Source organism: Collinsella sp. CLA-ER-H10 (assembly GCF_040092475.1).
Classification (GTDB): Bacteria; Actinomycetota; Coriobacteriia; order Coriobacteriales; family Coriobacteriaceae; genus Collinsella.
Window position 1 is genome coordinate 174229 of record NZ_JBBNLM010000001.1, and the last position, 14499, is coordinate 188727.

The following is a 14499-nucleotide window of genomic DNA, read 5'->3' on the forward strand; positions in this document are numbered from 1 at the left end:
CAACTTGAAGGTTGAGGTTCGCGGGTGTGGTTCTACAGGTGGCATCCCGCCGTTGCTGCAAACACAACATATTGTGTTTTCGAACATATGCTTGGGGGTGTTTTGCAATATATGGTGAGTGGAGTGGTGGGGCGGGGTGGGGGAAGGGGTGGGGAAAGGTGTTGAAAAATGGGGCGGTTCACCATATTATTGATGACGTCGACAGGCGGGGTGGTTCCCCGCGTACGTGCCATCTGAGTAACCGAGGGGAGGGCGCACATGGGAATGACTGGTGCATACGAGCGCAATCTCGATGCAAAAGGTCGTCTGTCCCTGCCTGCACCCCTTCGCGAGGAGCTTGGAGAGCACGTTCGCGTGTTCAAAGCCCTGGATGTCGATGCTCTGTACGTGTTCTCTGCCGAGGCCTTCGATAAGTGGGTCGAAGGACTCTTCGCGGGTCGTGAGGGCCACGAGGGTTTTAACCCGCGTGACATTAATGACCAGAAGCTCATGAGGGCGATCAACAAGCGCACCACGTCGATGGACGTGGACAGCGCCGGTCGTATCGGTCTTTCCGAGTCTCTCCGCAAGCAGGCGAACCTCGACCGCGAGGTCACGGTTGTGGGCAACTACGACCACCTTGAGGTTTGGGATCGCGCCGCGGCCGATGAGGACGATGACGATGAGGCCCTGCTGGACCTCTTCTTCTCGTAAGGGCAAGGCACGGGTAACGGATGGAGCGTGGGATCTTGACACAAGAATATCGGCATGAACCTGTCATGCTCGGCGAAGTGCTTGAGTCGCTGCGGCTAAAGAGCGGCTCCGTTGTCTGCGATTGCACCCTTGGCGGTGCCGGCCATTCGGTAAAGATGGCCGCGCAGGTGGGGGAGACGGGCCTTTTGCTCGGCGTCGATCAGGACGACATGGCCCTCGAGGCCGCTGGCGCCCGTCTGGACCGCGAGGTTCCCGGCGTTCCGCACCGGCTGCTGAAGGGCAACTTCGGCGACTTGGACGAGCTGCTTTGCTCGGCCGAGGTGCCCGGGGTCGATGGCTTCCTGTTCGATTTGGGCGTTTCGTCGCCGCAACTCGATATCCCTGGCAGGGGCTTTTCGTATAACGAGGACGCCCCATTGGACATGCGGATGGATCCGGGTAATAACACCTTAAACGCAGCTGAGGTCATCAACACCTATAACGAACACGACCTCGCCCGGATTCTACGCGTCTACGGCGAAGAGAAGTTCGCCTCGCAGATCGCGCGCGAGATCGTGCGCCGCCGCGAGCAAGAACCGATCGAAACCACCGGCCAATTTGTCGAGATCATCAAGGCGGGTATCCCGGCTGCCGCTCGTCGGCATGGTGGACACCCGGCCAAGAAAAGTTTCCAGGCCATTCGCATCGAGGTCAATCACGAGCTCGATGTGCTCGAACGAGGGCTTGATGCCGCCACCAGGTGGCTCAACCCGGGCGGACGTATCTGCGTCATCTCGTATCACTCGCTCGAGGACCGTATCGTAAAGAACCACTTTAAGGAGATGAGCCAGGGGTGCACGTGTCCGCCGGAGATTCCGGTGTGCGTGTGCGGCAACGTGCCGATACTCAAGGTCATCACCCGCAAACCCCTGGTTGCCCAGCCTGATGAGGTTGAGCGCAACCCTCGGGCGAGATCAGCCAAAATCCGCGTGGCGCAGCGTCTGTAGGCGCGACCGCGCGATATTGGACCTCCCGCTCGCACCATAAACGAAGCTTAAACACACTACCAACGTACTCGGGATGGGAGGCGGCATATCATGGGCTACAACACTTCAAGCGCAGCACTCGCCTATGATATGAACGCCATGCCCGCCTATCGTGAGACGCCGCAGGCCCCCGTTGCTCCCCGTGAGCAGCGCACGCCGCGCTTTGATGTCTACACGGGCGCGGGCCGTCAGGCAAACCAGGCGGTAAGCCCGGTTTTCATGAGCGTTCTTAAAACGTTTTGCATCATTGCGGCTATCTTCATGACGATCGGCGTCGCCCGCGTGGCGCTCGCCGGCGTTACGGCCCAGGTGCTCAACAGCAACGCCGAGCTTACCAACACGCTCGAAAAGGCGACCGATGAGAGCTCCGACCTGGAGGTCATGCATTCGGTCTATGGCGCCGACACGCGCATTCGCGACCTTGCGGGCGCTTATGGCATGGTGGAGCCCAGCGAGAGCGTTACACTTGACTTTTCGCAGGATGCAGCCGCGGGCGCCAACGCGACCGCGACCGCTCAGTAGCAAGACGGTAGCTGAGTATGACAAATGACTATCGCCGCGGTTCCGATAGGGGCCGCGGTTCTGGACGTCCCTCGTCGCGGGGACGTTCTGGTTATCAAGGAACGGGTCGGCAATCTTACAACGCCGGGCGGTCCCGTGGCAACGACCCGGCGTCGCGACTTCGCGGCTCGGGCGGCCCTCAAGTGCATAACACCAGGTCGCGCAAGAGTTCGCCGACCGAATGGCTCACAGGCACGCCTCTGCCTCGCCGCAAAGCCGTCATGGGATTCATTGGGCTTGGCTTGGGCTTGGGCGTCTTTCGCCTTGCCGACTATCAGGTTGTCGAAGCCGATAAACTGCGCGAGCGTGCCGATGCGCGTCGCCTGCTTGCGCAGACCCTCTATGCCAAACGTGGCACCATCTACGACCGCAACGGTAACGTGCTGGCGTCGTCGGTCGAATGTCGCAACATCGCCGTGAACCCGCAGCTTGTCGAGGACGTTGACAAGACGGTGTCGGCGCTGGTCAAGGCAACTGGAATCGATAAAAAGACCTGCCGCAAGCTCGTTGAGTCCGATGGAACCTGGGTGTATATCAAGCGCCAGGTGGACGAAGACGATGCTGCGACGCTGGAGAAGAAGAACCTGCCCGGTGTGCTTTTTGAGCAGGCCATGAAGCGCGTATATCCATACGGCAATCTGGCATCGCAGGTGCTGGGTGTAGTGAATGTGGACAACGATGGCTTGACGGGTCTCGAAAAGCAATACAACAAGCTTCTGACCGGCACGAACGGTTCTCTCGTACGCGAGCGCGCGAGGGACGGCAGCTATATCGCGGGCGGTGCCTATAAAAAGGTGGCTGCGGTCGACGGCGTTGATATCGTGACGACGCTCGACGTCAATATCCAGCGTGCGGCCGAGGATGCCCTGGCAGAGGCAGTTGAGAAGACTAAGGCCAAGAACGGCTCGGCGCTGGTCACCGATCCTACGACAGGCGAGATCTTGGCAGCCTGCTCGTATCCGACTTACGACCAGACCAATCTGGAAAACGCCAAGACCGAGGATATGAACTTGCGCCTGGTCACCGACGCCTACGAGCCCGGCTCGGTCTTTAAGACGCTCGTGGCGGGCGCCGGCTTCGACTTGGGCGTCGTGCGATCGAGTACGTCGTTTGAGGTGCCGGCGAGCATCAAGGTGGGCGACGATACCGTCACCGATGCCGACAAGCGCGACTACGCCATGACCATGGATGTGCGCGAGATGATGCGCCGTTCGTCCAACGTGGGCTTTGTCCTGGTGGGGCGCAAGATCGGTGCCGATGACTTTGCCGCTTATGTGGACAAGTGGGGCATCGGTCACAGCTCTGGTGTCGATTTTCCGGGCGAGAGCCTGGGTATCGTCAAGGAGCGTGACCAGTATGACGGCGCCACGCTGGGCTCGATGAGCTTTGGACAGGCGCTGTCCGTCTCGCCGATTGAGATCGCACGCGCCGTGGGCGGCATCGCCAACGGCGGCGTGATGATGACACCGCACTTCTATAAGTCCAGCAAAGGCGACGAGAAGGACTGGGGCGAAGGCGAGCGTGCGATTTCGGAGGACGCCGCATCCCAGGTGACATCGTGCATGCAGACGGTCGTGTCCGAGGGAACGGGCGTTGGCGGCGCGGTTGACGGCTATGACGTGGCGGGTAAGACCGGTACGGCCGAACGTGCCGACGAGAACGGCGGCTACCTCAAGGAGAACTACATGTCGTCCTTTATGGGCTTTGCACCGGCACAATCGCCCAAGGTGCTGTGCTATATCACGCTCGACGGAACGCCGAGCGGCTCAGATGCCGCTGCGGTGCCGTTCCAGTCCATTATGGCCAACGCGCTCGACGTGCTGGGTATCCCGCACACGAAGTAGGGGGTTACAATCTTTGGGGCGTTGTTTGTTGTCCCATATGAGGGTGTTCACATGCCCTGCACCACGCATGTGCGGCGCTGGGATACAATACGCCGATAGCATTATTAGGTTTACAGGGGAGCTGCAATGATAGAGATCGCCGTCAACAACCTCGCGGCCGCAACAGGGGCCCGAACCGTGACGGGAGAAGCCGATCGGGTATGCCGCGGGTGCGTTATCGACTCGCGCCAGGTCGAGGAAGGGACGATTTTCGTCGCCTTTCCCGGTGAAAACGTCGACGGCAATGATTTTGCTTCCCGTGCCGTCCAGTCGGGTGCCGGCGCCGTCGTGATGACGCGTGAGCCCGAGGCCGAGCTGGTCTCGCTGGCGCAGGACAAAGGATGCGCCATCCTGCTGACCGATGATCCCGAGGAGTTTCTGCTGCGTTTGGCGCACGCGTACCGTCTGGAGCTTGGCTGCCTGGTCGTTGGCATTACCGGTTCCATCGGCAAGACGACGACCAAGGACGTGCTCGCCGCTGTGCTCGCCAAGCGCTATCGTGTCTGGGCCACCAGGGGCAATTTCAATAACCTGATCGGCATGCCGCTCACGGTGCTTTCCGCTCCGGCCGATACCGAGGTCCTGGTGCTCGAGATGGGCATGAACCATTTCCACGAGATTGAGCGCCTGTCCCAGTCCGCCAATCCCAACCTTGCCATCGTGAGCAAGATCGGCACCTCTCATATCGGCATTTTGGGTAGCCGCGAGAACATCGCCCGCGCTAAGGCCGAGATTGTCCAGGGTATGTGCGCCGCTGGCGACTTCTTGCCGCTGCTGGTTTTGGGCGGCGAGGACGACTTTACGCCGTTCATTCGCGATACGTTCGCCCAGCCTGCTGGTATCGACGTGATGCTGGCCGGCGTCTCGGACGATGATGAGGTCCGTGCCCGCGACGTTCGTGTTGATGACGAGGGCCGTCCGGTCTTTACGCTCGATTTTGGCCAGGGTGAGACGATCGATACCATGCTTGCCATCCCCGGCGTGCAGTCCGTTCCTAATGCCGTTAAGGCCGCCGCGGTTGCCTATCGCTTGGGCGTGACGCCCGAGCAGATCGATGCTGCCTTTAGGGGCCTCACGATCACCGGTCACCGCCAGGAGATCAAGCGCGCCAAGAGCGGTGCACGCATCGTCGATGACTCCTATAACGCCAGTGCCGAATCGATGGCTGCTGGCCTCGATCTGCTGTGCTCGCTTTCGTGCACGGGGTCTCGCATGGCTATCCTGGGCGAGATGGGCGAGATGGGCGATGAGGCTCCTCGCATGCATGAGCTCGTGGGCGCCTATGCCGCCGCCAAGAAGCTCGACATGCTGGCGTGCGTGGGCGGTGAGCTGGCCCAGCTTATGGCCGATGCCGCGCGCATGATGGGCATGGACGAGGACCGCATCCAAGTGTTCTCCGATTATCAGCAGGTGCTCGACCGCATGGGCGGCGCGCTTGAAAAACATGATGTTGTACTGGTCAAGGGTTCCCGCTTTGTTGAGCTCGACCGCTTTGTGGAAGGTGTGTGCTAGCCCATGTTCGGCAATCCCTCGTATCCAACGTATCAGGCTTTTTTGGGGCTTGGCATCGCCGCCGCCATTGCGCTGCTGCTCATGCCGTGGTGGATCAAGCTACTCAAGGTCGAGGGTATCGGCCAGCAGGTTCGTGCCGACGGCCCCAAGCGTCATTTGGTTAAGCAGGGAACGCCCACCATGGGTGGCGTTGTCATCCTCGTCGCGATCTCGCTGACCTGCCTGCTGATGGGCAAGCTCACTACCGAGCTCGTGCTCGTGCTGCTCGCCACGCTGGCGACCGGCGTGCTGGGCCTGATCGACGACCTGACCTCCGTTACGCATGGGCGCTCGCTCGGTCTGACGCCTCATGCCAAGATGATCGGCCTAACCATTATATGTGTCACCTTTACGGTACTTGCCGTCAACTGGTGCGGCGTCGCCCCCGAGATTCGTTTTCCCGGCGGCCTGACGATTGACCTCGGTGTTCTTTCGACCACCATCTGTGGCCTTTCGTTCCCGTGGCTCTACATTGTCTTTTGCTGGCTGATGATCGCCGGTCTTTCTAATGCCGTGAACCTGACCGATGGCCTTGACGGTCTTGCTGGCGGCACCTCCATGATTGCCATGCTCGCCATGGCCGCCATGGCGTTTTTGCACGGAGACGTGAACCTGTCCATCTTCTGCACCGCGTGTGCCGGTGCCTGCTTGGGCTTTCTGTGGTTCAACTGCTATCCGGCGAGCATCTTTATGGGCGATACCGGCTCGCTTGCCCTGGGCGCCGCGTTTGCCTGCACGTCCATCATGACCAACACCGAGGTCGTCTCCCTCATCATCGGCGGCCTGTTTATCGTTGAGACCCTGTCGGTCATGATTCAGGTTGTCTACTTCCACTTTACGCACAAGCGCGTCTTCCTTATGGCGCCCATCCATCATCATTTCGAAAAGAAGGGCTGGGCCGAGACCAAGGTCGTCATCCGTTTTTGGATTATCGCTGCGGCCTTTGGTGCCGTTGGCCTTGCTCTGTTCTTCCAGTTGGGATAGTGGTCTTTCATGCCTCTTGCTGATGTCTTTAGCCTGCTCGTTTTGGGTCAGGGCAAATCCGGTCTCGATGTCGCCCGCTGGGCGCTGGCACATCCCGAGCGCGTAAGCGCCGTTACCGTGTATGGCGGCGGCACCTCTGAGCCCAATGACGCCACGCGTGCGCTCGAGGCTGCTGGTGCGTCGTTTGTCTATGGGACCGAACAGGTCGAGGGCGCCTATGACGTATGCGTGACGTGCCCGGGCATCTCGGAGTTCTCGGGCTTCTTTAAGGCCGGGCGCGATCATGCCGCCCAGATTATGGGCGAGCCCGAGTTTGCCTATCGTCTGTCGCCCGATAACTGGATTGCCATCACGGGCACCAACGGCAAGACGACCACCACGTCGCTGACGGATTATCTGCTCAAGGCTGCCGGCGAGGCCAGCGTTGCTGTCGGCAACATCGGCGAGCCGCCGGTCAACGAGATTGACGGCCGAGCCCACAACGAGTGGTTTGTGGCTGAGCTCTCGAGCTATCAGATTGCTACGACCACCGAGCTCCACCCCCGCGTGGCGGTGCTGCTCAACATCACTCCCGACCACTTGGGCTGGCATAAGAGCCATAAGAACTATGCGCTTGCCAAGGTCAAACTGTTTGACAATATGGTCGATGACGATCTGGTGGTTGTCGACGTTGAAGACGCCGGCATTCACGAGTTCGATGAGTACATCTACACGCCGGGTCGTCGCATCTGCAAGGTTGCCTTTGACGAGCCTGAGGGCGAGGATGCCGCCTTTGTGCGCGATGGCAAGATGATCGTGCGTCTGAAAGGCGTCGAGACCCCGCTCATCGCTACATCCGAGCTCAAGATCTCGGGCCATCACAATGTTATCAATGCCCTGTGCGCTGCCACGGCTGCCTTGGCGGTCGGTGCCGATGTTGATGGTGTCTGCCGCGGTCTTGCCTCGTTCCAGCCGCTCGAGCACCGCGTGGAGCCGTGTGGCGAGATTGACGGCGTGCGCTACGTCAACGATTCCAAGGCGACTAACACCGATGCGGTCGAGAAGGCGCTGACGGCATTTCCCGATGACGACGTGATCTTGCTGCTCGGCGGCCACGATAAGGGCACGCCGCTCACGGACTTCGCGCGCGTCGTTATGGACAACGTGCGCTCGGTCGTCTGCTTTGGCGATGCGCGCGAGCGCTTCACCGCCGCTATGGACGAGGCCGATGTCGATGGCGATGTGGATATCGCTCAGGCGGATGATCTGCGCGACGCCGTGGACGTTGCCCGTTCGCTTTCGAGTCGTGGTGACGTGATCTTACTTTCTCCTGCCTGCTCTTCGTTCGATGAGTTCTCGGGCTATGAGGAGCGCGGCCGCGTGTTTAAGGACTACGTGGCTCAGCTTGCCGCTACAGCGAAATCACAAATGGAATAGGGGTTGCGGTGAGAGAGGAGAGCCCCCGACAAGGTATGAGGAGGCCCGACTCGGACCGTGCTTCCTCACGTCGCATCACACCGCGTTCCAGCCGCGGCGGGCAGTCGTTTAGCGAACGCTATATTGCCGGCGTTCCCGCCCGTATCATGCGCCCCCGTTTGATATTCATGGCCTGCCTGTTTACCTTGGTATGCTTTGGCCTGCTGATGGTGTACTCGGCGTCTTCGGTCGAGGCGCTGCACGAGAATGGCTCGGCGACGTTTTTTCTGGGTCGACAGGCCGCGTTTGCCGTGGTCGGTGTTCTAGCGCTGATTGCCATCGTGCGCGTTTTGCCGGACAGCTGGTTTGGGGAGGATGTGCTCAGGATCTTCCTTATCGGCATGATAGGGCTACTGCTTCTGGTGTTCTTGGTGGGCAGCGGCAGCCGTGGCGCCACGCGCTGGCTCAACATCGCCGGTATTCAGTTCCAGCCTTCCGAGTTTTTAAAGCCATTTGCCATTGCGTATTCGGCCATCATGCTTGATCGCTTCTTTTCGCCCGGTGGCAACATCAACGAATTCCTTCGCAAGATGGGCATCTACCTGGGCATTTCGCTCTTTCTGATCTTTATCCAGCCCGATTTCGGTACTGTCCTGATCATCCTGTTGACCCTCATGTGCATGGCGTTGTTTGCGGGTCTCGACCCCAGATTTATCATCGGCGTGCTAATCTTCGGCATTCTCGTGATCGTGATTGCGCTTGTCGCAGAGCCGTACCGTATGGTGCGCATTCAGGTTGCCTTGAACCCTTGGGCCGACGAGTATGGTGACGGCTATCAGGCCACGCTTGCCATCATGGCCTTTGCCTCGGGCGGTCTGTTCGGCCGTGGCATCGGCAACTCAACCATGAAGTACTCGTATCTTCCCGAGGCGCACAATGACTACATCCTGGCCATCATTGGCGAGGAAGTCGGTTTTGTCGGAACCGTGCTGTTCTTCTTTGTGTTTGCGATGCTGATCTACTCGGCGTTTCGCATTGCCGAGCAGGCGACCGATCGTCGGGGCGCGCTTATGGCGTCTGGCTCCGCGGTCATTCTCGCGGTGCAGTTTTTGATTAACGCGCTGGGCATCCTCAACGTGTTTCCCATGACGGGCAAACCGTTGCCGTTTATTAGCTACGGCGGTTCGTCGATTATCGTGTCGCTTATGCTCGCCGGTCTGATCCTGCGCGTTTCGTATGAGAGCGCCCGTCGCGATGAGTACGACCGTCGCCGCGAGAGCTTTGCCGTTATGGACGAGAGCACCGCTGGCGTGGCCCATGTGCGCGGTGAACGACCTTCGCGTAGCGGCTTTACCGTTCTTGATGGTTCTCCATCCGAGCCGGCAGCTCGTCCACGCCCGCGAATGGCTCCGCAAGGTCGTCCTCAGCGCCCCAGCCCTCGCAACGCGGGCGGCGGATATAATCGAATCGATTTGAACTCGGACCCGTCGGCGCGTCTGCGCACCGACGACCAGGGACCGCGTGTACGAAGGGACTACCATGACCGATAAGATGACCGTTGCTATCGCAGCCGGCGGCACGGCGGGACATATCAACCCCGCACTCGCCTTGGCCGAGGAGCTGCGTGACCGTGGCCACCACGTTGTATTTGTGGGTCAGTCGCACAAGCTCGAGGGTCGTCTGGTTCCCGAGGCTGGGTTCGATTTTGTGCCGATTACGGTTACGGGCTTCGACCGTTCTCGCCCTTGGACGGCGTTGAGCTCGCTGTGGCGTGTCTATAAGGCGAAGCGCGCGCTCGGTAACCATTTTTCAAAAGCCTGCAAGCCCGATGTCGCCATAGGTTTTGGTGCCTATGTCGAGGTTCCGCTGCTGGGGTGGTGCAAGGGCGCAGGCGTTCCGTATCTGCTGCATGAGCAGAACTCTGTTCCGGGCCTGGCCAACAAGATGATGAACTCCCACGCCGCCCGCGTGTGCATCTCGGTGCCGGCAGCGCGTTCGGTCTTTGAGCGCGAAGGTGACCCTGACCACGTGCTCATGACCGGCAACCCCGTACGTCGCTCGGTAATCGAAGGCGATCGCGCTCGCGGCCGCAAGGCACTTGACGTTCCCGAGGACGCTACGCTGCTGCTCGTCTTTGGCGGTTCACTTGGCGCCCAGCACCTCAACGAGCGCGTGGTTTCGCTCAAAAACGAGCTGCTTTCGCGCAAGAACCTCTATGTGTTGCATTCGACGGGTGCCGACGGCTTTGAGGAGACCGAGCGCGCTTTGGCGCTGACGCCCGAGGAGGCGGAGCGTTACCGCGTCCAGCCTTACATCGACAACATGGGCGATATTCTGGCTGCTGCCGATTTGGTGCTCTCGCGTTCGGGCGCATCGAGCGTGGCCGAGATCGCTGCGCTCGCCGTGCCCTCGGTGCTCGTGCCGTATCCGCATGCGACGGCCGACCACCAAACCACCAATGCCCGTTATCTGGTCGACGCCGGGGCCGGTGTGCTCTGCGCCGATGCCGATATCGACGGTTCTGCCTTTGCCGATGAGCTGCTGCACTTGGTCGATGACGCGGCGGCGCGCGACGCCATGCGTCAGGCGGCACGTGGTCTGGCTCAGGATAGGGCCGCCGCTCTTCTGGCGGATGCGGTAGAGGGTTTGCGTTAGTTAGACGGGATATCGTCGGTCGCCCTCGCGCTGATGCGGTAGGTGCGGTACAGTTAACGGGTTACAGGCAGTGTTTACGCAAGGAGTACACGAGCACATGGCTGATTCCCAGACTGCAACCTCCGCGCCCGAGTTTAAGAGCGCCCACTTTATCGGTATCGGCGGCGCCGGCATGAGCGGCATCGCCCTCGTTCTGCACGAGCGCGGTTATGCCGTTACCGGCTCCGACCTTAAGACGTCACGTTATATCCGCCAGCTTACCCGCGCTGGTGTGAAGGTGCATGTGGGCCATGAGGCCGCCACGATCGACGAGGTCAAGCCCGACGTGGTTGTTGTCTCCACCGCTATTCCGGACTCCAACCCTGAACTCGTGCGCGCTCGCGAGCTTGGTATTCCCGTGTGGCCCCGTGCTAAGATGCTCTCTGCTTTGGGCCACGGCTACACCACCGTCGCTGTTGCCGGCACGCATGGCAAGACCACCACGTCTTCGATGTGCGCCACCATGCTCGACCGCATGGGTCTGGATCCGAGCTTCTTGATCGGTGGCATCGTCGAGGGCTATGACACGAACGGCAAGAACGGCTCGGGCGACTACTTTGTTGCCGAGGCCGACGAGTCCGACAGCTCCTTCCTGTTCCTGAACCCCAACGTGGTCATTGTGACCAACGTCGAGGCCGACCACCTCGATCACTACTCGGGTATCGAGGAGATCGAGGCAACTTTCGCCAAATTCATGAGCCTGGTGGGCGAGGACGGCACCGTCATCGTCTGCGGTGAGGACTCGCATCTGGTCGAGCTCGCCAAGTCGACGGGCCGTCACGTGCTTTCCTACGGCTTTGCCGAGAGCAACGACATCGTCTGCATGCACCCGGATGTCAAGGGCATCCAGAGCGACTTTATCGTTCGCTTTGAGGACGGCACTGAGCACGCTGTGGAGATCAAGAGCAATCCCGGTCGCCACAACATGCTCAACGCCACGGCGGTGCTCACCGTCGCCCATGTCCTGGGCCTTGACATCGACGCCGCCGCCAAGGCGCTCTCGAGCTTTGAGGGCGTCCGCCGTCGCTTTACCCACGTGGGCGATATCGATGGCATCACCGTGGTCGATGATTACGGCCATCACCCCACCGAGATCAAGGCGACGCTTGCTGCCGCTTCGTCGCTGGGCTACAAGCATGTCGACGTCGTGTTCCAGCCGCACCGTTATTCGCGTCTGCAGGCCCTGTGCGACGACTTTGCCGATGCATTTGCCAATGCCGATAAACTGCTGCTGATTGATGTGTTCTCGGCTGGCGAGATGCCCATTCCGGGTGTTACCTCTAAGATGCTCGCCGATACCGTGCGCGCCAAGCATCCTGGCAAGGAGGTCGTGTACTGCTCCAGCCGTCTTGAGCTCAATCAGGAGCTCGAGCAGATGGTGGGCGAGGGCGACCTGCTGCTCACTATGGGTGCTGGTGACGTTACGACCGTCGGTCCCGAGTTCATTGAGTATCTGACTGCCAAGAAAGACGCTTAAGTCTAATGGGTCTGTTTAACGCCGTCATGGCGCTCTCGGGCATGATCGACACGGATGTGATCGAGGACGAGCGCCTTGCGCGTCATACGAGCTATCGTATCGGCGGCAAGGCCGACCTCTTTGTGACGTGCCATAGCTATCATGCCCTTCGCCGCGCCGTGGCGGTGCTCGATCGTGAGCAGGTGCCGTGGGTCATCATCGGCAAGGGCTCCAATCTGCTGGTTGCCGATGGCGGTTATCGCGGCGCCGTCATTTCGCTCGGACGTGAGTTTCAGCGCACGGTTGTTGCCGATGACGGTTGTACGCTGACGGTCGGTGCGGGCGTGATGTTTGCGCGCCTGGTCAACGATGCCCTGTCGCGTAGCCTCTCGGGCCTTGAGTTTGCCGTTGGCATCCCTGGCTCGGTTGGCGGTGCGATATCTATGAATGCCGGCACACGGACCGAGTGGATTGGCTCGCTGGTTGAGGATGTCGTAACGTTTGACCCGGCATCCGGTATCAAGCATTATGCGGGGTCCGAGATCACTTGGGGCTACCGCGAATGTAGCCTTCCCCGCAATGAGATTATCCTCGAGTGCGTGCTCAAGCTTAAACCGGCGCCCAAGGCCGACATTCGCGAGCGCATGGAGCGGTACCTGACGAGGCGCAAGCGTACGCAGCCCATGGGTCGCGCATCCTGCGGGTCGGTCTTTCGCAACCCGCCCGATGCGAGTGTGGGCAAGCTTATCGAGGATTGTGGATTAAAGGGTTTTTCGATTGGCGGCGCGGAAGTTTCGCCCGTTCACGCTAATTTTATCGTTAATAACGGAACTGCCTCGGCCGATGACGTTGCCGCGGTTATCAGACATGTGCACGGAAAGGTGAGGGAGGCGTATGGCATCGAGCTCAGACCGGAAGTTAAATTCCTCGGCTTCTAGAGCATCGAAACCCACCTTCCGCCGCGCCGGAGGGCGTTCCGGCGCGCCTGCCAAATCTCAACGCAATACCGTCGCGCATTCTAAGTCTGTCGGGCATGCTCGACAGACCAGTCGTCCGGTCGTCGGCTCGCAGCTCGGTAATCGTCCGGCCGCAAAAAAGTCCTCGCGTCCCTCGGTGACTTCAAAGCCTGTTATGGGCGCCAAACCTGCCCGTCCCATGGCAACTCCTAAGCCCTCGACGGGAACTAAAGCGCCGCGTCCAGGTCGCACGCTGGGCGCATCGAAACCGCGCTCGCTGACATCGGTGCCGGCTACCGCCAAGAAGCCTTCGGGTAAAAAAAGCGTCAACCCGTTGTCTTCACTTGGGGCGATGGTAAATAAAACATCAGACGCCGCTTCTGTCGTTACAGGCAAAGGCAAAATCGTTGGCGGCGTTCTGGCCGTCTTGGCCGTGCTCGTCGTCGTTGCCATCGTGGTGATTAACTCTGGATTGTTTACCGCCACTGATATTCAGATTCAAGGCAGCGAGCATGTGACGAAGCACGATGCTATCCAGCTGATCGATTTGCCCGAGGGAACGTCGCTTTTTAACGTCGATCCCGACCAGATTACCGAGGACCTCAAGCAGAACCCGTGGGTCTCGGGCGTAGATGTCCAGCGTCAGTTCCCGCATACGCTCATCATTACGCCGATGGAGCGCAAGGTCATCGCAATTGCCTATATCAGCTCCGATGACCTTGCCTGGGCCATCGGGGATGATGACACCTGGATCGCCCCGCTGTCGACGTCGGTCGAAGTGGATGACCAGGGCAACGTCATCACGACGGGGCAGGGCTCAAATACCCTGACCGGCATTGATGCCGCGCTGGCGCTCGCTAAGCACTATGGCGCGGTGTTGTTGACTGATGTCTCGGCGGATGTCGCTCCGGTTTCCGGCCAGGCGGTGAGCTCCAAGGCCGTTAAGGCTGGCTTGGATTATGTGCGTGGTTTTTCGAGCGAGTTCTTGGGACAAGTCAAGGATATTTCCACACCTTCGGTCGAAGCCATCTCGGCAAACCTCAATAACGGCATTGAGGTGTCGCTGGGCGATTCGGACGATATCGTCAAGAAGGAACGCGTAGTCACCAAGTTGCTTTCGCAGGTAGAGGGCGTAACGTATATCAATGTGCGCTCTCCGGGTAACTATACATTTAGGAACGCTCCGACCTCGTAGCGCTGGTTGATGCTTTGTTGAGGGGCCATACCACGCCGTTTATCTGGTTTGTTTGGTTTTCACGGTCAATTATTTGACTGATACGTTCATAATGTGCAAACATAAT

At 59.9% G+C, this 14499-nt stretch carries 12 protein-coding genes; all 12 read left to right on the forward strand.

Going from position 1 to position 14499, the window contains the following annotated elements; genetic code table 11:
• Positions 1–258: 258 nt before the first annotated feature.
• Positions 259–693, forward strand: a complete 435-nt coding sequence (locus AAAX36_RS00800) for a division/cell wall cluster transcriptional repressor MraZ (RefSeq protein WP_006234269.1) — start codon at positions 259–261, stop codon at positions 691–693.
• A gap of 20 nt (positions 694–713) precedes the next feature.
• On the forward strand, positions 714–1679 hold the full coding sequence (rsmH, locus tag AAAX36_RS00805) for a 16S rRNA (cytosine(1402)-N(4))-methyltransferase RsmH (RefSeq protein ID WP_082421863.1): 966 nt from the start codon (positions 714–716) through the stop codon (positions 1677–1679).
• 90 nt (positions 1680–1769) lie between these two features.
• Positions 1770–2240 (forward strand): hypothetical protein, encoded by a 471-nt coding sequence (locus tag AAAX36_RS00810; RefSeq protein ID WP_022094483.1) that lies wholly within the window; start codon positions 1770–1772, stop codon positions 2238–2240.
• Positions 2241–2500: 260 nt separating this feature from the next.
• Positions 2501–4123, forward strand: coding sequence for a penicillin-binding protein 2 (locus AAAX36_RS00815; protein WP_225093428.1), 1623 nt, complete (start codon positions 2501–2503; stop codon positions 4121–4123).
• Between the two features lie 126 nt (positions 4124–4249).
• Positions 4250–5674, forward strand: a complete 1425-nt coding sequence (gene murF / locus AAAX36_RS00820; protein ID WP_349073684.1) for a UDP-N-acetylmuramoyl-tripeptide--D-alanyl-D-alanine ligase — start codon at positions 4250–4252, stop codon at positions 5672–5674.
• Positions 5675–5677: 3 nt separating this feature from the next.
• Positions 5678–6697, forward strand: coding sequence for a phospho-N-acetylmuramoyl-pentapeptide-transferase (mraY, locus tag AAAX36_RS00825; RefSeq protein WP_006234262.1), 1020 nt, complete (start codon positions 5678–5680; stop codon positions 6695–6697).
• A gap of 9 nt (positions 6698–6706) precedes the next feature.
• Positions 6707–8113, forward strand: coding sequence for a UDP-N-acetylmuramoyl-L-alanine--D-glutamate ligase (gene murD / locus AAAX36_RS00830; RefSeq protein WP_349073685.1), 1407 nt, complete (start codon positions 6707–6709; stop codon positions 8111–8113).
• Positions 8114–8148: 35 nt separating this feature from the next.
• On the forward strand, positions 8149–9642 hold the full coding sequence (gene ftsW, locus AAAX36_RS00835; protein WP_349073686.1) for a putative lipid II flippase FtsW: 1494 nt from the start codon (positions 8149–8151) through the stop codon (positions 9640–9642).
• Positions 9632–10747: an undecaprenyldiphospho-muramoylpentapeptide beta-N-acetylglucosaminyltransferase gene (gene murG / locus AAAX36_RS00840; protein ID WP_349073687.1), complete on the forward strand. Its 1116-nt coding sequence runs from the start codon at positions 9632–9634 to the stop codon at positions 10745–10747. The genes ftsW and murG overlap by 11 nt, the downstream gene beginning before the upstream one ends.
• 97 nt (positions 10748–10844) lie before the next feature.
• Positions 10845–12263 (forward strand): UDP-N-acetylmuramate--L-alanine ligase, encoded by a 1419-nt coding sequence (murC, locus tag AAAX36_RS00845; RefSeq protein ID WP_349073688.1) that lies wholly within the window; start codon positions 10845–10847, stop codon positions 12261–12263.
• Positions 12264–12268: 5 nt separating this feature from the next.
• On the forward strand, positions 12269–13180 hold the full coding sequence (murB, locus tag AAAX36_RS00850; protein WP_006234257.1) for a UDP-N-acetylmuramate dehydrogenase: 912 nt from the start codon (positions 12269–12271) through the stop codon (positions 13178–13180).
• A 193-nt stretch (positions 13181–13373) separates the two neighbouring features.
• A complete protein-coding gene (locus tag AAAX36_RS00855) occupies positions 13374–14393 on the forward strand; it encodes an FtsQ-type POTRA domain-containing protein (protein ID WP_249934357.1) in 1020 nt (339 codons plus the stop codon).
• The last annotated feature ends 106 nt before the right edge of the window (positions 14394–14499 follow it).

Bases quoted from the DNA above. Each gene is read 5' to 3' on its own strand.
- rsmH (WP_082421863.1), top strand. From the start codon at position 714: ATGGAGCGTGGGATCTTGACACAAGAATATCGGCATGAACCTGTCATG.
- AAAX36_RS00800 (WP_006234269.1), top strand. From the start codon at position 259: ATGGGAATGACTGGTGCATACGAGCGCAATCTCGATGCAAAAGGTCGT.
- murB (WP_006234257.1), top strand. From the start codon at position 12,269: ATGGGTCTGTTTAACGCCGTCATGGCGCTCTCGGGCATGATCGACACG.
- AAAX36_RS00855 (WP_249934357.1), top strand. From the start codon at position 13,374: ATGGGCGCCAAACCTGCCCGTCCCATGGCAACTCCTAAGCCCTCGACG.
- ftsW (WP_349073686.1), top strand. From the start codon at position 8,149: ATGAGGAGGCCCGACTCGGACCGTGCTTCCTCACGTCGCATCACACCG.
- murD (WP_349073685.1), top strand. From the start codon at position 6,707: ATGCCTCTTGCTGATGTCTTTAGCCTGCTCGTTTTGGGTCAGGGCAAA.
- murF (WP_349073684.1), top strand. From the start codon at position 4,250: ATGATAGAGATCGCCGTCAACAACCTCGCGGCCGCAACAGGGGCCCGA.
- murC (WP_349073688.1), top strand. From the start codon at position 10,845: ATGGCTGATTCCCAGACTGCAACCTCCGCGCCCGAGTTTAAGAGCGCC.
- AAAX36_RS00810 (WP_022094483.1), top strand. From the start codon at position 1,770: ATGGGCTACAACACTTCAAGCGCAGCACTCGCCTATGATATGAACGCC.
- murG (WP_349073687.1), top strand. From the start codon at position 9,632: ATGACCGATAAGATGACCGTTGCTATCGCAGCCGGCGGCACGGCGGGA.
- mraY (WP_006234262.1), top strand. From the start codon at position 5,678: ATGTTCGGCAATCCCTCGTATCCAACGTATCAGGCTTTTTTGGGGCTT.
- AAAX36_RS00815 (WP_225093428.1), top strand. From the start codon at position 2,501: ATGGGATTCATTGGGCTTGGCTTGGGCTTGGGCGTCTTTCGCCTTGCC.